The sequence below is a fragment of the Calothrix sp. CCY 0018 genome, from assembly GCF_963920925.1.
GTDB lineage: Bacteria > Cyanobacteriota > Cyanobacteriia > Cyanobacteriales > Nostocaceae > Rivularia.
Window position 1 is genome coordinate 69,761 of sequence record NZ_CAWUDI010000028.1, and the last position, 21,973, is coordinate 91,733.

The window sequence follows — 21,973 nt, forward strand, 5'->3', positions numbered from 1 at the left end:
AAGAACCGCTTTAATTTTGACCTATTCATCCGAAAAGTGGATTCATGCAAATTTTGGCTTAAGATTCCGAACCATTGCCATTACCGTTTTTAGGTCTTCTTGCAGTATCTTCAGCTATGGTTTCAGCGCTTATTTGTTCGATAATGTCATTTTGACCGGAACCGGGATCTACAAAAATAACTTTGGAATTAGGGCTTTCACCTAATCTGTAACTAGCATTGATATAATCTTGAGCTACAAGATATCGCAGAATTTCCTTATTTTCAGGGGCGCTTCGCAAAGCTTCGGAAAGAATCTGCATACTAGTACTAGTACCTTCAGCTTTCTTGATTGCAGCTTGACGTTCCCCTTCAGCTTCCAAAATCGCAGCACGGCTTTTAATTTCAGCAGCCCGTTGATCTTCCATTGACAATCGCACGCTTTCGGGAGGTGTAATTGATTGAATATCTACCCTTTGAATTTCAACTCCCCAATCTGCGGTTGTTTGATTCAATCGATCCAACAGTTCTTGATCCATATCTACTCTTGAGACATTGGTTTCCTCGAGAGTATTTTGAGCGATAATTTCCCGTAAAGAAGTTGCAGTAATTTGATTTAAACCTTGCGCTAAATCATCGATTTGGTAAAAGCTTTTTTCCATATCTTTGATGCGCCAATACACAACTCCATCAATTTCTAGGTAGATATTGTCCTTAGTAATTACGTTTTGGGGTTTAATATCCAATATCTGTTCCCGCGTCGTATCTTCCATTACAACCTGGTCGACAAGGGGAACGATAAAGTTGAGTCCGGGTCGTAACTTACGATGATACTGCCCCAAGCGTTCTACTAAAGCTTCATTACCTTGATTAATAATCTTTGCCGACCCTAATGAATAACCTATAAGCACTAAAGCTATAGCAATAATTGGCTCCATTTATGCTCCTTGCACAGCAATAGGGAAATTTACTTTAACGAAGTTGTAGCGATCCAAAAAATGATACTACTTCTTCTTACCTTTAGTTTAATTAAAAAAACAACGTGTAATTTTATTATCACGATGCGGCGACTTCAGACAAGGTATTGCCTGCACCAGCACATATGATACAGGTATCTTATTTCAAATGGCACGCTTATTAAAGTATTATTTTCGCAACAGGGAACACTGGACAGTTAGGAGTAACTGAGGTTAAAGGTTAAAGGTCAAAGTTTAAAATTCTCCCTCTCCCTCTTCTCAATGACCAATGCCCAATGCCCAATGCCCAATTCCCAATTACTTATTACTTAATTCTAACCAAGGTTGAATGCTTGCTGGTAATGAGGAATTTAGACGCAATTTAATTTGTGGTGTGGAGAAAGATTGAGCGTAAGCGGAAGTTAAAAATGGTTGATATTGTTTGGCTTCGGGTGCAAGCTGTTTGACGAATGCTACGCTGACACCTTGAAGTAATTCCCGTAAAGGTTTAGCTTCTATTCCTTGTCGCTCTTTAATTATTGTTGTGGCTGAATTTGCAGGCAAATACAGGTCACTTATACTTAAGTGCGTTCCACCTATTGCTGTTAACAAATACTTTTCTCCGCCTAACTCGTTAAAAGGCTGTATCTGATGTGTCAGGGCTGGTGTCAGTGAATCGTCAGTTCCACTTAGGATCAAAACTGGCTGATTGATTTTGCTTAAACCTTTGTCACCGAAGAGTTTACCAATCATCGGATTTAAGGCGATCGCACTTTTTACTCGTGGATCTTGCAGTTGTAATGTTTTTTCTGATAGGGAAGCCGCCGAACATTGCAACCAGTCAGCGGGTGCGGAAGATATATTTAAAGATTTGTTACAAAATTTCCGCAGCTGCTCGATGTTGACTTCTCCTCCTGCTATGGCTAATGCGGTGTAACCTCCTAAAGAATGTCCGATAACGCTAACTTGTTGAGTATTTAGTTTTCCTTGCAATCTTCCCGGTTGAGTATTTAGTTTTGCTAATTCATTCAATGAAAAGCTAATATCTTTGGGTCGATCAATAAATTCTTGAGGACTAATTAAATTTTTTAAATCCGACGCACTTGCAGCTCGATTAATCGCGCTGATGTTGCTACCTGGATGTTCGATAGCTGCGACGCTAACACCGTAAGAAGCTAAATGACGGGCTAAATAACTTAAGCTCGATCGACTTGCGCCAAAACCGTGGGAAATAACTACTAATTGCTGTTGCGATTGTTTTTCTCGATTTGAATAAATATCTATGGGAATAGTACGATTGCGGTTTGGATCTTGCAGCGTAATTGTTTGCTTTTCTACTGCGAGATTTCCCATAGTTGCTGGATTGAAGTTTTTAAAATTTTGAGAAGAACTCGATCGATTGTTTACATATAATTCTCTTGCGAGTAAAGAACCAAAAGCTTTACTTTGCAAGCGTTCGGGGTTGAATCTTACTGCTAAGCTAATGGCTCGTGTCGCATCAACGGTAACATTTTCTTGGGGATATGCCTGCAAAAAACCCACTACAGTCAAACCGTTAACTTGTCTTAATGCCAAGCTAATTGCACCTTGAACGCTTTCAATACTCGAACCTGGTAAAGCTGTTCTTAATGAAGTGATGAATTGTTTACCGAAGGAGGTTTTTTGTAATTCGTCTGTAAAATTCTCGGCTGTTTGGGGATCTATCTCTAAACGTTTTTGTAATATGCTTCGCGTTTCTTTTGGTAGTAAGGGTGATAAGGCTTGTAGCGATAATGGTAATTTACCTGTATTCGCAAACTCTTCTAAATCTGCTACTTTTATTGACTGTTCGTAAGGACCAAAGCGAATAGTAATTGTTTGAGCCGCGTTCGCCGAAGGTATACTCAATGAAGTACAACAAGCAAAGGTTAAGCCGCACAATAAACCTTTTACACCAAATATCTGTTGAGAAAATCTTCGTTCGGCTTTGAATAACATATTGCTTTTGGTTAGTATTTTTACGCTGACTAAATTAATTATGATTGCTAAAAAAATTGCGTTTTAGCGTAAACATTAAAGTTAAATAAAACATAATCCCCTGAACTGCACCTGAGTCACACTTAAGTATGAACGGTGAAAAATAAATTTTGGAAAGTATTGCCGTTTAAAAGTAATTTAAAAGTGATTATTTATTGGTCTGGCGTTGCGCTATAGCCAACATCATGCTTTGAAATCGGCGGCGCAAAGGCAATCTAACCGGGAAGACGGCAGTTTTACGGGAGAAAATCTACACTAAAATTTGACTCCCTTACAAATGAAGAAAGAAAGTTCGGTAAAGTTCCTTTAAGTTACACAAATCTTGCAGTAAGAACCAGAGTCTAACGATTATTGCAACTACTACATTCTGGTTACTGCTCACTGATAACTGATTAAAGAGACGTTGCAATGCAACGTCTCTACATTTTCCGTTTTTTAGATCAGTTAAAAACCAATTCCGAAGAATCTCAAAATGCCCAAAATACTGCCTAAAGGTCCACCAACAGTATTGATAGTGTCACCAGTTTTAGCTAAACCAGAACGGCTGACTAACAATACATCATTACTACGGAGTATAGGATTAGTTTGTTCGTTGATTCCCGCTTTCAAATCAACTTTTACCAAACGTTTGGTAACGGAACCATCGGGATTCAAACGAATCAAATCGATTCTACCGCTACTAGCTCTAGCATCGTTAAATCCACCTGCTGCAAGTAAAGCTTGGTTAAGCGAGCTATTAGGTCTAATATCTACTTGTCCTGGTCTTTTAACTTCCCCTACAACATTTACCTGAATTTGTGAAGGAGACAAAGTTGTTGTCGCTAACTGGGTGGCTTCTGCTGGATTCACCTCAGTTGCAGTTGGGAATACGATTGTATCTCCATCTTGAACAATAACGTCTTGGTCAATATCGCCGCTTGTTAATAACTTCCACAAGTCAACATTGATAATTTGTTCGGTACCCGTTCTTGTCGCTCGTCTAATTATGACGTTACGAACATTCGCTTGTGGTGTAATTCCTCCAGCTTGTTGCAGCGCTCGCGTTATAGTCGGCTGACCGCTGATAGTCGGCGCACCAGTGTCTTGATTGCCACCAGCTTGTGTTTCTCCCGAAGTAATTAAATAAGAACCAGGGCGTTGAACTTCACCAACTACCGCTACCGTGCGCGGTCTGGTGGGGTCAGCCGCAAAGTTGGCTGCTGCTATATTTCGCGCTGTTGCAATGTTAAAGTTCTGACTAGTTGGGACATAAACGGTGTCACCATCGCGCAAAGTAATATCTTGAAAACTTCTACCTGTTTTGATCAGATCGTCTAAATTAAGAGTGACTGTTTGCTGTCTTCCATTCCCAAGCTGACGACGTAACTCCACTTCCGTGATGTCGGCACTAAGGGTAACACCCTGAGCGGTGGTTAAAGCCGCTAAAACTGTGGGATATTGAATACCTGGATCTTGACCCGCACCACCCTGCAAACTGAGTGTATAAGCCCCCGGACGAGTCACTTCCCCAGCCACAAACACGTTAATCGGACGAGGAGATAGTAAATTTACGGAAATAATTGGTCGTCTGAGAAAGCGAGCATATCTTGTGGCAATTGCCTCAGCAGCACATTCTGCTGTCAGTCCTTCAACAGCAACGCTACCAATCAGAGGTAGGTTCACTGCTCCACCAGGAGGAATTACGTATTCACCAGTATAATCTGGAACTTCAAACACATTTACCCGGATGCGGTCGCCTCCGCCCAATGTGTAGCTTGACCTTGATTGATTTCGGCTACAATCTTGTTGTGCGAAAGCTGGATTAACTGGTTCCAAAGCAACGGTAGCGGCAGTTAGTAGCATTACACCCACTAATGGTCGCGCAAAGAATTTTAATAGACCTGTGTTAAGCATATTCACCATTCATATTCAGATTTGTAAACCGCCGTCTTAACATTTTATATTCTTGACTATACTTAAGTATTCAAGTTCCATTACACTTTTATTTTCTAAAATAACCGGAATTTGACATAGGGAAATTATTTCCTATATTTGAATTTTTAATAAAGTTAATATAAAGTTTGATTTCTCCTGATAGCGAATAATTACGGATTAGTCACAATAAACACTTTGTATTGTATTGAGATTGATGAGCTAACTATGTTTTTTATAATATACAAGTGGTTCTCTTATTTTATAAATAAGATTTCATCATAATATGAACTGTCCTTTGTAGTTTCAATGAAGATAAATCTGGTTTTTTAGTGTATATAAAATAAAAATTTAGAATAATTCTTATTTAGAATCAATTTGAATGACCATCTTTATAATTTAAGACCGAAATTTGAAACTACATAAGCCAACTCGAACCATTACTAAAGCCCCTGAATTTTTTGTATAAAAAACTCTTCTAAAGAAGGTCGGTAGGTAGTTAGAGTAAGTAAATATCCCCCCATTAAACGAAGACTAGCGAGAAAATCGTACATTTCTCCTTCCAATTCACCTTGCCAACAGCCGTCAGTTAAAGGTTGAAGATTGGGCATCCATTTTTGCAAGCTTTCCCAATCGCCACCTTTACCTTTGACTCGATATGTGTTTGGTGTTCCTAATAGTTGGGAAACATTGCCAGAACAAATTAACTCACCTTTATTGAGAATTGCAATGCGATCGCAAATTAATTCTACTTCGTTAAGAATGTGGCTGTTGAAAAAAATTGTCTTACCTTGCTTCTTCAGGTTTAAAATAATTTCACGCATCTGGTAACGCCCAACCGGATCTAAACCAGACATTGGCTCGTCGAGAAATATCAAATCTGGATCGTTAATTAAAGTTTGCGCCATTGCAACACGCTGCTGCATTCCCTTACTGTAACGACGCATTTGTTTTTTGCGAGCATCAAATTTGGATAACCCAACCATTTCCAGCAATTGAGGAATGCGTTGCTTTTGAACTTTTTGGGGAATTTGGAATAAATTCGCACTCCAAACCAAAAACTCCCAGCCGGTGAGAAAATCATACAGATAAGCATTTTCTGGTAAATAGCCAATGCTTTGTTTTGCAGCGCGATCGCCAAGCGGTTTACCTAATAATAAACCTCGTCCGGAAGTTGGACGGATAATCCCTAGCAATAATTTGAGTAAGGTAGTTTTACCAGCACCATTTCTTCCCAGCAATCCAAAAGTCTCTCCCCGGTAAACTTGCAAAGAACAGCTTTTGAGAGACACGATTTTTTGATTCATCCAAAAACCAGTGCGGTAAATTTTTCGTAGTTCCGAAGTCAGAACTACCGGAGAATCTTGAGTTGTATCGGGAGAAAACGCAGCTTTTTCAACAGACTTCATTACGAACACACACAGCCCTAAACTAATTACAAGATACCCAGTTATATGGCGAGAATAACAATTTAATCTGAGAAAAGTTTATTTGGGAGGTAGGAGCGAGCAGTAAACAGTGAGTAGTTAAAACCTTTAACCTTACATTTTATAAAGCTTTGTATAAATAAAAATACATAAACGTATAGAGAATGTAGATAAGTAATCCAGGAGAGTATTGCTAATAATCAGTAATGCTCACTTGTCACGCTGTATGTAACAACATTGCGATGAGGCAGGAATAAATTTATGCTTCAAATAACAGATAGACTACGTGACTTAAAGGTGAATATTGATTCTAATTCTGATTTTCCTTGGAGCGATGTAAAAGAAGTTGCGGATTGTGCTTTATTTAAAACTACGGGGAAATATCTTAGCGATATTGAAATTAAAGTACTTCAGGGTTCTTGGAATCAGAAAACTTATGATGAAATGGCGATTGATTACGGCTATAGTGCTGAATATCTAAATAAAGATGTAGGTAATAAATTATGGCATAAACTTTCTCAAGCTTTGGGAGAAAAAGTTACTAAGAAAAATTTTCAAGCAGCATTAAGAAGAATATGGGAGAAACAAGATAATTTTATAGCAACTGGAGTTAAAGAAGATTTACTTGTCACACCACAAATTAAGCAGATACCTTTTCCAGAGAGTTCTGTAGCACCAAATTCTGATTTTTACATCAAACGAAATAATGTCGAAAATCTTTGTTACGAGACAATCATCAAACCCGGTTCTTTAATCAGAATAAAAGCACCGAAGTTAATGGGTAAGACTTCTTTAACAAATAGAATTATCGCTTATACTAATAATCAAAATTATCACACTGTTTATTTAGATTTAAGTAGTATAGAGCGAAAAATTTTAACAGATTTAGATAAATTTTTACGTTGGCTTTGCTGTATGGTTAGTAGGCAGTTAAAGTTAGAAAATCAATTAAATGATTATTGGGATACTGAAATTTTGGGCAGTAACGATAATTGTACAGTTTATTTTGAAGAATATTTACTTACAGAAATAGATACTCCCATAGTATTAGTATTAGATAATATAGATAAAATTTTTTCTTACACAGAAATTATTGAAGACTTTTTTGGAATGCTGCGAAGTTGGCATGAAAAAGGTAAAATTTACGATATTTGGCAAAAACTGCGTTTAGTTTTAGCGCACTCTACCGAAGTTTATGTTCCCCTAGATATTAATCAATCACCATTTAATGCGGGGGTACCTGTAGAGTTATTAAAGTTTGATAAACAGCAAGTAAAAACTTTAGTTGATATACACGGCTTAAATTGGAATCAAACGCAGATAGAGCAGTTGATGAAATTAGCCGGGGGACATCCCTTTTTAATCAGGTTAGCAATGTACGAGGTGAGTTTTAAAAACTTAAATCTGGAAGAATTATTGCATGAGGCTTCCACGGAAGCAGGTATTTATAGTAATCATTTGCGAGGATATTTAGAAGTATTACAAAAATGTCCAAAACTGGCTCAGGCTTTCAAGCTTGTCGTTGATTCACCCGAACCAGTGGAATTAGATTCAATCCAGATTTATAAATTGCACAGCATGGGTTTAGTAAAAACACTGGATAATTGTGTGATACCTAGCTGTAATTTGTATCGGGAGTATTTTCAAAGAGTTTTGGTTTGAAAATACTGTAAGCTTAAGAAAACTGGGGATAGTTGGTGGAGTATAATATATTCCCACTTTCTTCAATGCAGTTAAGAAATTTACCTAATTAAAGCATTCTTCGGTACAGACACTTTGTTGACCTTCTTCATCCTCCCAGCACATACAACCATTCGACTTGAAATACCAAGATCCTTCACCAGTAGTATTGGAACCTCCCAAATTATCCTGCTTAATTCTTAACTTAGAAGAACTTCCGTTTTGTGTTTTCAGAATCATCTCAGTCACATAATCACCTTTTACTTTCATTTCAACCCACTCGCGTGAATTTATTGGTAGACGATTAATACCCTGTTTTAGATTTCTTCGTGAAAATGTAAGTTTTCTTGCAGTAGTAGAACCTTGATTTTTAACTAATGTAGACTCAGCGTTTTTTGAGCTTTCAGCTACAGTTTTTGTAACTTGTACAGCTTGTGAAAAAGTGATGCACCCAAGCACAAAAGCAATAGATATAATTGATTTGAATTTCACGTCAATTATTCTCCTTTGAACGATTGATTTGGTATATAACAGCAAACTTACTTGCTCTATATGCAAATCATGAATGTAACTGTTGAAAATACCAATAGGAATAAATCAGGTGTTTGGAAATATCAAAAGCTAATGGAATAGGAATAAATCAGGTAGTCATGATCGAATCACCATCAAACTATGAATATCAAGTTGGTGGAAGCCTTCCTATTAATGCTTCAAGTTATGTAACGCGGCAAGCAGATACAGAACTTTACGAAAGTTTAAAAAAAGGTGAATTTTGCTATGTACTTAATTCGCGACAAACTGGTAAATCCAGCTTGCGAGTACAAACGATGCAAAAGTTGCAAGCAGATGGTATGGTATGTGCTTTTATTGATTTAACTGGAATTGGAAAGGAAGATGTAACTGCGGAAAAATGGTACGCCGGAATTGTGCAATCTTTAGTTAGTAGCTGTCAGTTAAGTAAAAAGATAAAATGGCGAAATTGGTGGAAAGAAAGACGAGATTTACTATCACCAGTACAGCGGTTAAATTTATTTATTGATGAAGTACTATTAATTGAAATTGAGCAGAATATTATTATTTTTGTAGATGAAATTGACAGGGTTTTAAGTCAAAGCTTTTCTCTTGATGATTTTTTTGCTTTAATTAGATTTTTTTATAATAAACGAGTTGATAACCCAGAATATAAACGTTTGACTTTTGCACTTTTAGGAGTAGCAACTCCTAGTGATTTAATTGCTGATAAAACTCAAACTCCTTTCAATATTGGAAAAGCAATAGAATTACAAGGTTTCAAATTTTATGAAGCGCAACCGCTAGCTAAAGGATTAGCAGGAATCGATCATCCTCAATCTGTAATCGAAGAAATCTTAAAATGGACTGCTGGGCAACCTTTTTTAACTCAAAAATTATGTCAATTAGTTATTAAAACCGAAACTCAAAATAATATTCCCGCAAATAGAGTCATTGAAGAGATAGTACAAAAATTGATTGTTGAAAATTGGGAAGCGCAAGACGAACCAGAACATTTAAAAACTATTCGAGATAGAATTCTTCGCAACGAACAAAAAGCGGGACGATTATTAGCAATTTATCAAGACATTTTACAACAAACAGAAGTATTTGCAGATGCGAGTCCGGAACAAACAGATTTACGTTTATCCGGTTTAGTTGTGCAGGAACAAGGTAAATTAAAGATATATAATCGGATTTACAGACAAGTTTTTAATAAAACATGGGTTGAAAAACAATTAGAAAAATTACGTCCCTATTCCCAAAATTTTGATATTTGGGTTAATTCTAATTATCAAGATGAATCTCGCTTATTACGAGGTCGAGCATTGCAAGATGGTTTAACTTGGGCAAATAACCACAATTTAAGTTGCTTGGATTATCGTTACTTAAGTGCCAGTCAAGAATTAGAACAGCGTCAAATTCAACAAACTTTAGCAGTCAAAGAAAAACAAAGTCAAATATTAACTCAAGCCCACAATCAAGCTAAAAAGATTATACTTTTAGGCAGCATTTTTTTAGCAATCTCTTTTGTAGTAGCGTTATTCACAAATATACAACTTAATAAAGCAAGACTAGAACAAACACAAGCCGATATACTTTTAACAAGTGTTTACTCTCAAAGAGCTTTTGATACAAGTCCTTTTCAATCATTGCTTTTAGCATTGAAAGCAGGAAGAAAATTACAAAAATTATCCAAATTATCTTCAGTTAACCAAGAAACTCGCTCTTCGGTAGTTTCTGCATTACAGCAAGCAATTTACAGTATTAAAGAAAAAAATCGCTTACAAGGACATGATGATAAAGTAAAAAGTGTTAGTTTCAGTCCGGATGGAAAAATTATTGCTTCTGCTAGTGCGGATAACACTATCAAACTGTGGAATGCGAAAAATGGTACTTTATGGCGATCGCTAATCGGTCATACTAACAGCGTTTGGAGTGTCAGCTTTAGTCCGAATGGAAAAATTATTGCTTCTACTGCTAGCGATGGCATGATTAAAATATGGAACGTCGATGGTAGTTTGATCAAAACGATTAAAGGTCATAATTCCATATTATTAGATGTTAGTTTTAGCTTCGATGGTACAATCCTGGCTGTAGCCGCAGCAAATGGTAAAGTCGGACTTTTCGATCTTGATAACGGCAATTTAATTAAAATTATCGACGCTCATCGCGAACCAATATGGAGTATAGATTTTAGTCCTGACGGTAAAATCTTAGCTACCGCAAGTCTTGACTATACGCTCAAATTATGGAATATTTCTAATGGTAGTTTAATCAAAACTTTCACGGGTCATACTAATAAACTTGCTGGTGTCAGCTTTAGTCCTAACGGAAAAATCTTAGCTACTGCAAGCTTTGACAATACCATTAAATTGTGGAACGTATCGGATGGTTCTTTAATCCATACTTTCGTCGGTCATACCGCTCCAGTTCACAGCGTTACCTTTAGTCCCAACGGTAGAAAAATCGCATCAGCTAGCGAAGATAGGACGATAAAACTGTGGGATATCAAGCAAACAGCAATACAACCGCAAACTTTCAAAGGTCATAGCGGTCATGTTATGGATGTAAATTTTAGTCCTGACGGTAAGACTTTGGCAACTTCAGGCAGTGATTCTACTATCCGCCTTTGGAATATTTATGGTATTGAACCTCAAATATTAGAAAACCATAATGCTGAAGTATGGGATGTTAGTTTTAGTCCTAATGGTAAGACTTTAGCCTCTGCAAGTGCGGATAAAACTATTAAGCTGTGGAATCTGGAAAAATCGCTTTTACAAACCATTCATAATAACGAGCAAGTCAGAAGTATTAGTTTTAGTCCGAATGGTAAAACTCTAGCCTTTAGCAGTGATGATGGTTTGATCAAATTATGGCATTTTGATAATAGCAATTTTCTGCAAACTTTTAACTATCATGGCGATCGCCTATCAAGAGTAAGTTTTAGTCCCGATGGTAAAATCCTTGCTTCTACTGGTGATGATGAAATTGTCAAATTATGGAATCTTTCTGATGGCAGAGTATTACAACTTCAATCCGATGATGATATATTCGCAGCAGCAGGTAGATGGACTAGTATCAGTTTCAGTCCAGATGGTAAAATGCTCGCTTCGATCAGCGATGAACCAGCGATCAAAATCTGGAATGTCGAAAATGGCAGTTTAATCAAAACTTTTCCCAAAGCTCATAGCGATCGCATTACAAGTGTCAGTTTCAGCCCAAACGGTGAGTTAATTGCTTCCGCTAGTGCAGATAATACAGTCAAGTTGTGGAGTGTAAAAAATGGTAAATTAATCAGACCTCTTAAGAAACATAGTAACTGGGTTACTAACATCAAATTTAGTCCTAATGGTAAAATTCTCGCTTCCGCAAGTCTTGATAGTACGATCAATTTGTGGAACGTCGATGATGGTAACTTGCTGCAAACCCTTGAAACTGATCGAGATGGGGTATGGGTGACAAGCGTCAGTTTTAGTCCCGATGGAAAAACCATAGCTTCAGCAAATAGAGACGGTACCGTTAAGCTATGGAAATTAAATTTAGATTTAGATGATTTCATGAAAATGGGTTGCAATTGGTTGCAAGGTTATTTAGTGATTCATCCCGAAGAAAAGGAAATACAGCAAATCTGCAATCAACCTTAAACATTATTAATTTGTGATTTTCATTCTACAGCTACCCCATCCTAGAGTTTTGCCCATATTCAAACCATTTTCAAAAACCGTACTTCCGGTTCCTGTAACATTTTTACTTCCCTGTTTACAAGTAAGCTTTCCTTTATTCAAACCATTTACTTTGTAATCTCCCCATTCTGCTTTATCCACACTTTGCCCGTTATTTAAAACTTTAGTAAAAGCAGTAAAACAAGCTTTCTCTACACTGTTAACAGTCCACGTCCACCAAGTATAACCTTGATTTGATGTTGCTGTACAATAAGGTCTATTGGAGGATGATGCTGTCGCTGGATTCGTATTTACGGCTGGTGATAAAGCAACAACACCCAATAATATGACTGTAGATACAATTGATTTTACTTGCATTTCTATTACCTCTCGATTTGATAACTAATGTGATATTTAAAAACAAATTAATTTGCTTTATATGCAAATAATGACTCACATAAATCTCAATACCAATAGGAAAAAATCAGGTGTTTTCTACACCATAGATTCTGAATATTGTATTCAATATAGGGTAAAATCAGGTATAATATGTTGAGCTTTTTATAAATAATTTAACCACCAATATTTATCCTGAGACTTATAATTAGCAAATCAGTTATATAGGAAGTATCCCAAATATTTAAATTGGTTTAGGATGCTCCCGTTATATAACCTTCAACTTTCACACACTCGCTATTTCTATTCAACACTTCAAAATCCTAAGTACATCATATAATTCATTCTCTGGGTTACGCATTAAATAAACCCTCTGATAAAGCATAACGAGGTCTATTTGTTTTCACTAATTTAACGAAAATAAACTCGCTACCTGTAGCAATCATGCCAAAACACGGTTTATTTTCTACCCGACTACCTAACATATAAGCAAGAATTTGTGCTAGTCCTTTTTCAATAGAATAATCTGCTTTTTTCGATTCAATAACCATTATCCATAATTTATCTTTTAGCACTAATGTATCAATTTTACCTTTGATGATAATTCCTTCATCTTCATCAGCAATATCTATAGACTCTTCCGATTTAACATAAAAAGGATTAAGAAAAAAATCTCAAATAAAAAGTATTGGGTCGATCATTGCCATTCTGACAACATCTTCTAGCAAAGGAGGATAGTTAAGCAAATTAAAATAGCCCGCTTTGACTTTATTCAAAAGTTGTTTATCTAAACTGCTGATTTCTGGTAAACTTTCCTGCCATTCGTAGAAAAATTGGTCATCTAAAACTAACTCAATACCAAAATTATCAATTAAGTAACGTAAATTAATCTCTTTTGCTTGAATTGTTTGCCCCCTAATTATTTAGGAATAAATAAAAATTGTAATAAGAGTGGCGCGAACGCGCCATAGACCTGAATTACAAATTACAACACTCCCTTAGAACTAGGTATAGTACTGGCACGTCTTGGATCGATTTCTGTAGCCATTCGCATCGCTCTTGCAAAAGCTTTAAATGTCGCTTCAATAATGTGATGGGAATTGATACCGTCAAGCTGACGAATATGCAATGTCATCTGGCTGTTGTTAACAATTGCAACAAAAAATTCCCGCACTAATTGAGTATCGTAAGTTCCCACTCTTTGAGTAGGAATTTGCAAACCGTAAGTTAAATGAGGTCTTCCCGAAAAGTCCAAAGCTACCTGAACCAATGCTTCATCAAGGGGAGCCATAAAATGACCGAAGCGGACAATACCTTTGCGATCGCCAAGTGCTTGTGCCAAAGCTTTTCCTAATGTAATACCGACATCTTCGTTGGTGTGGTGGTCATCAATCTCTATATCTCCCTTAGCAATGACTTCTAAGTCAATCAGTCCGTGGGAGGAAATTTGATGCAGCATATGGTCTAAAAACGGAATGCCGGTTTGAGCATTACAGTTACCAGTACCATCTAAATTCAGGGTAACTTGCACGTCCGTTTCCCCGGTAGTACGGCTAACGGTAGCGGTGCGAGGATTAAAAACAGTATTGTGATTTGAAGAGATTGCAGGACGTTCAATTGAGCGCATAGTAGCCGTACTGATTAAAAATACTTTGATTCTATTATCCCTTGATCAAGCCACTTTTGGATTGAATCACAGCAGATGTTGGGTTACAACGCTTTGAGCAATTTCTTGTTAAAAACCAATATCTTTCGTGCGTCTAACCCAACCTACAAACTACAAACTAAAACGGTATTAGTTCGTAGGTTGGGTTAAAAGCGCACGACCTTCATTATGGTTTATCTTCGGATTGAGATGCGCTTTTAGCCCAACATTTAGTTTTAATCGCTAATAGAGAAGATGTTGGGTTACGACGCTTCGAGTAATTTTTAGTTGAAAACCAATGTTTTTCGTGCGTCTAACCCAACCTACAAGTTAATAGACTATTGCAACTAAGAAAGAAAATATTAAAAAAATCGGAAATTTTGCCATATTACATTCCCATGATTTCGTATCCTGCATCAACATACAGAACTTGACCTGTAATTCCACTTGCTAAATCGCTACACAAGAAGGCTGCTGCATTACCAACTTCTAGCTGGGTAACAGTACGTTTGAGGGGAGCAACTTCTTCTACATGATGAATCATATCTAAAATGCCACCCACCGCACTTGAGGCTAAAGTACGAATGGGACCTGCTGAAATTGCGTTGACGCGAATCTGTTGCTCTCCGAGTTCTGCTGCTAGATAACGCACGCTCGATTCTAATGCTGCTTTAGCCACTCCCATCACGTTGTAATTAGGAATTGCTCTGACACCACCCAAGTATGTAAGAGTTACAATGCTTCCTCCTGCGGACATTAGAGGTTTGGCTGCACCTGCTAATTGGGCTAGCGAATAAGCGCTTATTTCCAAAGCTAAATTAAAGCCTTCACGGGAAGTTTCGCTAAAACCTCCGGTTAAGTCGTCTCTTTTGGCGAAAGCAAGACAATGAATCAAAATATCTAAAGAACCCCATTTTTCCTTGATCGAATCAAAAGTAGATTTTACTTGCTCGTCATCTTGGACATTACATGGCAAAAACAAACTAGGTTTAATGGGTTCGACTAAATCTTTAACCTTTTTCTCCATTTTTCCTTTCTCGTCTGGTAAATAGGTAACACCAATATTTGCTCCTGCTTTATGCAGTTGTTGGGCTATACCCCAAGCAATAGAACGGTTATTAGCAATACCTGTAACAAGCGCGTTTTTCCCTGTCAGATCCAGCATAAAAATCACCTATTCAAAAATGGTTCATGGTTGAGCATACTAGATATTAGACCGATCAAGATTATTTTTTAAATCCGATTTATGGGATGGAATAATAAATGTTGTTAAAATTCTGCTACATTAATTACCATTTTTTTTATGATATTTTAAATATTTCTTCATCTAAATAATTTACTTCTATGAACTAACTGAATAGTGTTAAAAATTAGTAGCTTTAAGGGTTAGAATTTATGTATCATGTTGAACAAATAGTAATGAGGTAAAGAGGTTAAGTATAGGAAAGTACAAAAAGGTTCACAATGTAATCTTGATTTTTCAAGTGTATTATACGGTAATCTGTTTTATTTATTCCGGCATTGGGTAGGGGAAGGGAGATGATTGTGACACAAGATAAAGCCCTAGCAAATGTGTTTAGACAAATGGCAACTGGAGCTTTTCCACCAGTTGTTGAAACATTTGAACGCAACAAAACTATATTTTTTCCGGGCGATCCAGCTGAACGAGTTTATTTTCTTCTCAAAGGTGCCGTGAAGCTCTCCAGGGTGTATGAGGCAGGAGAAGAAATAACGGTGGCATTGCTACGAGAGAATAGTGTTTTTGGAGTTTTGTCCTTATTAACAGGAAACAAATCGGATCGGTTTTATCATGCGGTAGCGTTCACACCAGTAGAATTGCTTTCGGCTCCAATTGAACAAGTAGAGCAAGCGCTCAAAGAAAATCCAGAATTATCTATGTTGATGCTGCGAGGACTTTCTTCGCGAATATTGCAGACAGAGATGATGATTGAAACTCTTGCTCACCGAGATATGGGTTCTAGATTAGTGAGCTTTTTACTAATTCTGTGTCGAGATTTTGGAGTTCCTTGTGCTGATGGAATAACTATCGATTTAAAGTTATCCCATCAAGCAATTGCTGAAGCGATTGGTTCTACTCGCGTTACCGTTACAAGATTATTAGGCGATTTACGAGAAAAAAAGATGATTTCAATACACAAAAAGAAGATTACCGTACACAAGCCAGTAACTTTAAGTCGGCAATTTACTTAAAAATGTGTTGAAGGATTTAACGTCTAATTATGTTATTAGGAGGTCTATATTGATTATTGCGATTTAATTTTTGAAAAAATACATCTGAAATGATTATACCGGCAATGACTAAATTATCTGGTTAATATTACAGATGCTTTCCTAACGGTAGCAGATGAATGATAATTAACGCTGCTACCAATTAAACAGCTTTGTTCCGAAAGGCAATGTTTTGAGCCTTATTGAATAGGCGGAATGTAAAATCCGGTTTACTCCGCCCTTTTGACCACGAATTTTGACACGCTTGGAAATTAAGTATATTCAGCTCTTGCATTATTTGCCTTTTCTCACACACAATAACTGAAAGTAGTAGCCTGTATGTGTAGGGATAAATTCGGCACGATTTTATGACCACCGCGTTTATCCTGATAACAGCAATTTTAATTTTGGGAGGCGTAATTGCTACCGTCGGCGATCGCATTGGCACGCGGGTAGGTAAGAAACGTCTCTCACTTTTCAACCTGCGTCCCAAAAAGACTGCTGTTTTAGTGACGATTTTAACGGGAGTTGGTATTTCGGCATCAACTTTAGCAAGTTTATTTTTAGTTGATGAAGGATTGCGTGATGGAGTATTTAAGCTTGAGGATATTCAAAAAGATTTACGAAGCAAGCGAGAACAACTTGAAGGTACGGCGAATAATTTAGAAATTACTAAAAGAGAGTTAGCAGAAGCTAGGAACCAACAAGCACAAGCACAGAAAAAGTTAGAGGCAATTAACCGCTCCTTGGAAGCTGCAAACACCAAGCAACGATTAACCCAAGCTCAACTTAATAAAACCATCAAGCAGCAAGCCCGTACAGAAGCTTTACTGCAAGGTACCCAAAAGAAACTAGATCAAGTAGCCACTCGTTACAAAAGCGCTATTGACGAGCTGCAAACCATAATTGATGAAAGAGACAGCAAAATCAAAGAGATCAAGCAGCTAAGGGCAGAAAGCCTACAGCTCAAGGAAGACAGAAAGCGATTGATTGCAGATGCTAATAAAGCCCTAGCCCAAGCTGAAGCTGCAATTAACAAACGCGATCGCGAATTAGCCAATCGTCAAGAAGCGATTGAAAAGCGGGATGAAAAAATTGCTCAACTCGATAAACAAATTCAAAAGCGTAATTCTGAAATTACCGCACGCGAGAAAATGATTGCTCAGCGTCAGAAAGTGATTAACGAAAAGCAAGCGCGTCTTTCAGAGTTGGAAAGTCAGCAAGCTTCTTTAGAACAGCAACTGGCAAAATTGGGGCAATCCAATCGAGATTTACGTTTGGGTAAGCTAGCTTTAATCAGGGGACAAGTTATTGCTGAAGCAGTAGTTCGCGTTGAAAAGCCTGAAGCGGCAAAACAAGCAGTAATTAAACTATTGCAGGAAGCCAACCTTTCTGCTCTCAACAAACTAAGCGAGCCTGGAAGTGATTTATCAAAAGATGAGAAATCACCAATTCTATTTGCTACTGCAAAACAAATTCAGCAATTGAGCAAGCAGATTGATGATGGTAGAGAATATGTGGTGCGAATTTTTTCTGCCGGAAATTATGTTCGGGGAGAAAAGCGCATCGAATTTTTTGCCGATGCAGCACCGAATCAAATAGTCTTTCAAAGAGGTGAGGTGCTAGCAACTACTACAGCAGATCCTCAAAACATGACACCAGAGCAAGTAAGCCAGCGACTGGAATTGTTGATTAGTGCTTCTCAGTTTCGCGCTCGTAATGCTGGTATTTTAGAAAGTATTCAAATAGATGGTACTATTATTCGATTTGTAGCTTTATTGCGACAGTACAATCAATCATTAGATATCAAAGCTGTTGCCGCACAAGATACTTACAGAGCCGGGCCGTTAAAAGTTAAACTAGTAGCAATCTTGAATGGAAAAATAGTTTTTAGTACGTGAGATGATGTAGGGAGTAAGGAGTAGGGAGTAGGGAACAGCATCAAAAGAACTTTTAAAATTAAAAGCTCCACCGCTATTAGTTGGCAATTGGATGGGGATTTAAACCCGTTAAAAGCTAAAAGCTAAAAGCTGGATAAATTATTTTAACGATATTTATTAGTAATATTTCAGCAGTATTTATATGACTTCCCGCAAATTTTCACCTTCCGATTCGGTGATTTTGGGTTTCGATCCAGGAAAAGATAAATGTGGTGTCGCCGTGATGGGACTTGATAGACAACTCCAGTATCACGAAGTCGTGTCTTCTGAGGAGGCGATCGCCATTATTGGAGATTTGTATAAAAAGTATCCCATTTCCTTATTAGTAATGGGAAATCAAACCACATCAAAGCGTTGGAAACAGCAAATAGAAGAAAAATTATCCCCGACGGTAAATATTATTTTAGTCGATGAGCGCTATTCAAGTTTGGAAGCACGCGATCGTTATTGGCAGATGTATCCACCCAAAGGATTGACTAAACTATTACCCAAAGGAATGCGAACACCACCACGCCCAATTGATGATATTGTTGCTATTTTGCTGATCGAAAGATATCTCAATCGCTTGACTGAGTGATTTGGGAGGGGGAGAGGGGGGAGAGGGGGAGATGAGGAGATGGGGACAAGGGGACAAGGGGAGATGGGGAGGCTTGAATTGATAATTGATAATTGATAATTGTTAACTGATTCAAATGTCGGCTCGAATTGTAAAAGCGTAATCTCCACCTGGTTCTAATTGATAGTCTTTTTGTTCTAAAAAGCGGCTGAGAGGTTCTTTGATTAATGCTCTTCCTTGGGAGGGTGTAATTGACAAATCTCCTTGACGAAAATGCCATTGAAATTGCCACTGAAATTCACCTGCTCTTACTTCTCCTTTAAGCAAACCGTCTTCCCATGATTGTCGGGTAATCCTCACATGGGCTTCTGTTTTCGGTAGTGGTTTGGAACTCACGATTTATGCAATACCGCAGTGTTGATTACTTGTACTGTTAAAAGGATCTACGCAAAACCGCCTTTTTTGTAAAGGGGAGCCACTGCGTTGCCGTTCACCGGGGCTGTGCGGCTCGGAACACGACAGTTGTAGCAAGTGCCGTGGGTAAGGGGGAGATTAATATTACTACTGCCTTAGCCCTATACTTAACATAACTTAATTTTTAATTTGCTTAAAATTGGTTTAATATTTTTTTTCTTAGTCATTTAAGTTGAACCACCAAGCAATCCTGGTGGTCGATCTTAATTAATATTCATTTTTCAAATTGCAGCGCGGATTTTAGATTTGTGCATTCACAATCTAAATCTAAAATCCTTGCTTGGGGCGTTAACTGTTTGCGGCTGCTTCTCGCGCAGCAGTTGCTTGTTCTGGGTGAATGCCCAAGCGGGTAAGGTTTATTCTACCTTTATTATCAATTTCTCGAACTTTGACGATTACTTCGTCGCTAACTGCAACTTCATCCTCAACTTTACCAACTCGGTAATCTGCTAGCTGGGAAATATGAATCATCCCTTCTTTACCGGGTAAAAACTCCACGAAGGCACCGATTGGTATAATTCGAGTTACTCTACCAACGTAAACGTCGCCTTCATTTAGTTTGCGTGTCATTGACTGGATAATAAAGCGGGCTTTCTTAGCTTTATTTTCATCCAAAGCGGCAATTGTCACGGTACCATCATCTTCAATATCAACTGTGGCACCCGTCTCTTCGGTAATTCCCTTGATCGTTTTACCTCCAGGCCCAATCACCAAACCAATCATATCTGAGTCAATCTTGATGGTTAACAAGCGTGGAGCATAGGGTGACATTTCCTCACGCGGTTTTTCGATGCAGGCAAGCATTTTTTCTAAAATGTGCAATCTAGCACTTTTAGCTTGATGAACTGCTTGAGCAACAGTTTCCAAAGATAAACCAGTGATTTTCATGTCCATTTGCAAGGCAGTGATACCAGTATCGGTACCGGCAACTTTGAAGTCCATGTCGCCTAAGAAGTCTTCAATACCTTGAATATCAGTTAAAACACGGAATTCATCATCTTCTTTAATTAAACCCATTGCCGCACCACTAACAGGTTTTTTGATTGGTACGCCGGCATCCATCAACGCTAAGGTGGAACCACATACAGAACCCATTGATGTAGAACCGTTGGAAGAAAGTACCTCAGATACTACCCTAAGTACGTAAGGGAATTCACTTTTTGGTGGTAACACGGGTAATATGGCTCGCTCTGCTAAAGCACCGTGACCAATTTCTCTTCTTCCTGGTGGACGTAACGGCTTGGTTTCTCCAACAGAATATGGTGGGAAGTTATAATGGTGGAGATAATGCTTTTGCTGGTTTGGTTGCAAATCGTCGTTTAGATTTTGAGCATCTCCGGGGGTTCCCAAAGTACAAATAGAAAGTACCTGAGTCAGTCCCCTGTTAAACAAGCCGCTACCGTGAACCCGTTTTGGTAAAACATCTACTTGACAGGATACCGGACGAACCTCATCAAGCTTACGACCATCCACCCGAACGCCATCTTCAACGATTTGACGGCGCATCAGCTTTTTAGTAATACCTTTAAAAGTATTGCCGAGTGCTTTAGTATTCTCAGTTGCAGCTACTCGGATTGGATCTTCTTCCGATAACTCTTCAATCTCAGCCGAGATTTTGTCTTTGATCAGATCCAAAGCTTCATCGCGTTCGGCTTTAGTAAACTCAAACTGCGCCAGAATTTTTTTGATTCCATCAGTAGCGCGATCGCTAATAAAGTTTTCCAGAGTGGTGTCTACTTCTGGTGGTTCTTCGCTAACAATCTCAATACCTAATTCTGCAATCAAATCCAGTTGCGCTTGGATTAAATCTTGTACCGCTTCGTAACCAAACTCAATGGCTTCGATAATATCTTGTTCTGGTAGCTGATTCGCTCCCGCTTCCACCATGATTACGCCATCTGGGGAACCAGCAACAATCAAGTCCAAATCTCCAGCAGTGATTTCTGCGTAGGTGGGGTTAATAATAAAATCATCTCCCACTAAGCCAACTCTTACCGCAGCCATTGGTCCTTTGAAGGGAATTTTTGCCAGCAAAGTAGCAATACTTGCGCCCGTCACGGCTAGCACATCCGGCGGCACTTTTTCATCTACCGAAAGAGTTGCTGCGATAATTTGCAGGTCATCTCGCAACCATGAAGGGAACAAAGGACGCATGGGACGGTCAATTAAACGACTAGTAAGAGTCGCTTTTTCTGGAGGTCTTCCTTCTCTTCTTAAGATACCTCCAGGGATTCTACCTGCTGCATACAATCTTTCTTCGTAATCTACAGTCAAAGGTAAAAAATCAATACCTTCTCTACCTTGCGATCGCGTCGCCGTCACCAATACTGCTGTGTCCCCAGATTGTATCATTACAGACCCGCCAGCCTGGGGAGCTAACACGCCAACTTTCAGTCGAATATCCCGTCCGTCAAAGGATATTGACTTTTCAAATTCTTCCATTCAGTTCTTTTTCCTTCTATGCACTATTCGCTCTCAGTGGCAATCCTAACATTTATGCCCGATTCCTTGCCGGAGTAGCGATTAAAATCAGTTACTAGTTAACAGTGAAGAGTAACTTTTATTTAATTTCTTTGAGTTTTATTTATAA

Annotated in this window: 15 protein-coding genes and 1 pseudogene; 5 read left to right on the forward strand and 11 right to left on the reverse strand. The window is 38.1% G+C overall.

All coding sequences use genetic code 11. From position 1 onward, the window contains the following. Positions 1–58: 58 nt before the first annotated feature. The 4 genes from ACM03V_RS20360 to ACM03V_RS20375 all read right to left on the reverse strand — a co-directional run bounded on the left by ACM03V_RS20360 (position 59) and on the right by ACM03V_RS20375 (position 6,270). Positions 59–916 (reverse strand): SPFH domain-containing protein, encoded by an 858-nt coding sequence (locus tag ACM03V_RS20360; protein ID WP_414622617.1) that lies wholly within the window; start codon positions 914–916, stop codon positions 59–61. A gap of 336 nt (positions 917–1,252) precedes the next feature. Next, positions 1,253–2,911 carry an alpha/beta hydrolase gene (locus ACM03V_RS20365; RefSeq protein WP_414622618.1) on the reverse strand — a complete coding sequence of 553 codons (1,659 nt, stop codon included), beginning with the start codon at positions 2,909–2,911 and terminating at the stop codon, positions 1,253–1,255. A gap of 483 nt (positions 2,912–3,394) precedes the next feature. After that, a complete protein-coding gene (locus ACM03V_RS20370; RefSeq protein ID WP_414622619.1) occupies positions 3,395–4,843 on the reverse strand; it encodes an SLBB domain-containing protein in 1,449 nt (482 codons plus the stop codon). 461 nt (positions 4,844–5,304) lie between these two features. Beyond that, entirely contained in the window at positions 5,305–6,270 is a 966-nt protein-coding gene (locus tag ACM03V_RS20375; protein WP_414622620.1) for an ABC transporter ATP-binding protein, read from the reverse strand. A gap of 279 nt (positions 6,271–6,549) precedes the next feature. On the opposite strand from ACM03V_RS20375, the gene ACM03V_RS20380 reads away from it, so the two are divergent. Beyond that, positions 6,550–7,950, forward strand: a complete 1,401-nt coding sequence (locus tag ACM03V_RS20380) for an AAA-like domain-containing protein (protein WP_414622621.1) — start codon at positions 6,550–6,552, stop codon at positions 7,948–7,950. An 84-nt stretch (positions 7,951–8,034) separates the two neighbouring features. On the opposite strand, the gene ACM03V_RS20385 is transcribed toward ACM03V_RS20380, so the two are convergent. Beyond that, positions 8,035–8,460: a hypothetical protein gene (locus tag ACM03V_RS20385; protein WP_414622622.1), complete on the reverse strand. Its 426-nt coding sequence runs from the start codon at positions 8,458–8,460 to the stop codon at positions 8,035–8,037. A 113-nt stretch (positions 8,461–8,573) separates the two neighbouring features. Between ACM03V_RS20385 and ACM03V_RS20390 the strand changes: the two genes are divergently transcribed. After that, on the forward strand, positions 8,574–12,125 hold the full coding sequence (locus ACM03V_RS20390; RefSeq protein WP_414622623.1) for an AAA-like domain-containing protein: 3,552 nt from the start codon (positions 8,574–8,576) through the stop codon (positions 12,123–12,125). Positions 12,126–12,131: 6 nt separating this feature from the next. On the opposite strand, the gene ACM03V_RS20395 is transcribed toward ACM03V_RS20390, so the two are convergent. From ACM03V_RS20395 to fabI, 4 genes and pseudogenes are all read right to left on the reverse strand, one after another. Continuing rightward, the gene (locus ACM03V_RS20395; protein WP_414622624.1) at positions 12,132–12,521 is read right to left on the reverse strand and encodes a hypothetical protein; all 390 of its coding nucleotides are present in this window, start codon (positions 12,519–12,521) and stop codon (positions 12,132–12,134) included. A gap of 325 nt (positions 12,522–12,846) precedes the next feature. Beyond that, a pseudogene (locus tag ACM03V_RS20400) lies at positions 12,847–13,459 on the reverse strand (restriction endonuclease subunit R). Between the two features lie 65 nt (positions 13,460–13,524). Then, positions 13,525–14,166, reverse strand: coding sequence for an imidazoleglycerol-phosphate dehydratase HisB (gene hisB / locus ACM03V_RS20405; RefSeq protein WP_414622625.1), 642 nt, complete (start codon positions 14,164–14,166; stop codon positions 13,525–13,527). A 406-nt stretch (positions 14,167–14,572) separates the two neighbouring features. Then, positions 14,573–15,349, reverse strand: a complete 777-nt coding sequence (gene fabI, locus ACM03V_RS20410; protein ID WP_414622626.1) for an enoyl-ACP reductase FabI — start codon at positions 15,347–15,349, stop codon at positions 14,573–14,575. Positions 15,350–15,723: 374 nt separating this feature from the next. Between fabI and ntcA the strand changes: the two genes are divergently transcribed. The 3 genes from ntcA (at position 15,724) to ACM03V_RS20425 (ending at position 18,930) form a co-directional block, all read left to right on the forward strand. Then, positions 15,724–16,395: a global nitrogen regulator NtcA gene (ntcA, locus tag ACM03V_RS20415; RefSeq protein ID WP_010998529.1), complete on the forward strand. Its 672-nt coding sequence runs from the start codon at positions 15,724–15,726 to the stop codon at positions 16,393–16,395. Between the two features lie 386 nt (positions 16,396–16,781). Further along, positions 16,782–18,314, forward strand: a complete 1,533-nt coding sequence (locus tag ACM03V_RS20420) for a DUF3084 domain-containing protein (RefSeq protein WP_414622627.1) — start codon at positions 16,782–16,784, stop codon at positions 18,312–18,314. Between the two features lie 181 nt (positions 18,315–18,495). Beyond that, positions 18,496–18,930, forward strand: coding sequence for a pre-16S rRNA-processing nuclease YqgF (locus tag ACM03V_RS20425; RefSeq protein ID WP_414622628.1), 435 nt, complete (start codon positions 18,496–18,498; stop codon positions 18,928–18,930). Positions 18,931–19,041: 111 nt separating this feature from the next. On the opposite strand, the gene ACM03V_RS20430 is transcribed toward ACM03V_RS20425, so the two are convergent. Further along, complete coding sequence (locus ACM03V_RS20430) at positions 19,042–19,305, reverse strand: DUF3146 family protein (protein WP_414622629.1); 264 nt, start codon at positions 19,303–19,305, stop codon at positions 19,042–19,044. Positions 19,306–19,671: 366 nt separating this feature from the next. Next, positions 19,672–21,825 (reverse strand): polyribonucleotide nucleotidyltransferase, encoded by a 2,154-nt coding sequence (locus tag ACM03V_RS20435; protein WP_414622630.1) that lies wholly within the window; start codon positions 21,823–21,825, stop codon positions 19,672–19,674. Positions 21,826–21,973: the final 148 nt, after the last annotated feature.

Bases quoted from the DNA above. Each gene is read 5' to 3' on its own strand.
- ACM03V_RS20395 (WP_414622624.1), bottom strand. From the start codon at position 12,521: ATGCAAGTAAAATCAATTGTATCTACAGTCATATTATTGGGTGTTGTT.
- ACM03V_RS20375 (WP_414622620.1), bottom strand. From the start codon at position 6,270: ATGAAGTCTGTTGAAAAAGCTGCGTTTTCTCCCGATACAACTCAAGAT.
- hisB (WP_414622625.1), bottom strand. From the start codon at position 14,166: ATGCGCTCAATTGAACGTCCTGCAATCTCTTCAAATCACAATACTGTT.
- ACM03V_RS20420 (WP_414622627.1), top strand. From the start codon at position 16,782: ATGACCACCGCGTTTATCCTGATAACAGCAATTTTAATTTTGGGAGGC.
- ACM03V_RS20425 (WP_414622628.1), top strand. From the start codon at position 18,496: ATGACTTCCCGCAAATTTTCACCTTCCGATTCGGTGATTTTGGGTTTC.
- fabI (WP_414622626.1), bottom strand. From the start codon at position 15,349: ATGCTGGATCTGACAGGGAAAAACGCGCTTGTTACAGGTATTGCTAAT.
- ACM03V_RS20380 (WP_414622621.1), top strand. From the start codon at position 6,550: ATGCTTCAAATAACAGATAGACTACGTGACTTAAAGGTGAATATTGAT.
- ACM03V_RS20435 (WP_414622630.1), bottom strand. From the start codon at position 21,825: ATGGAAGAATTTGAAAAGTCAATATCCTTTGACGGACGGGATATTCGA.
- ACM03V_RS20370 (WP_414622619.1), bottom strand. From the start codon at position 4,843: ATGCTTAACACAGGTCTATTAAAATTCTTTGCGCGACCATTAGTGGGT.
- ACM03V_RS20360 (WP_414622617.1), bottom strand. From the start codon at position 916: ATGGAGCCAATTATTGCTATAGCTTTAGTGCTTATAGGTTATTCATTA.
- ntcA (WP_010998529.1), top strand. From the start codon at position 15,724: ATGATTGTGACACAAGATAAAGCCCTAGCAAATGTGTTTAGACAAATG.
- ACM03V_RS20365 (WP_414622618.1), bottom strand. From the start codon at position 2,911: ATGTTATTCAAAGCCGAACGAAGATTTTCTCAACAGATATTTGGTGTA.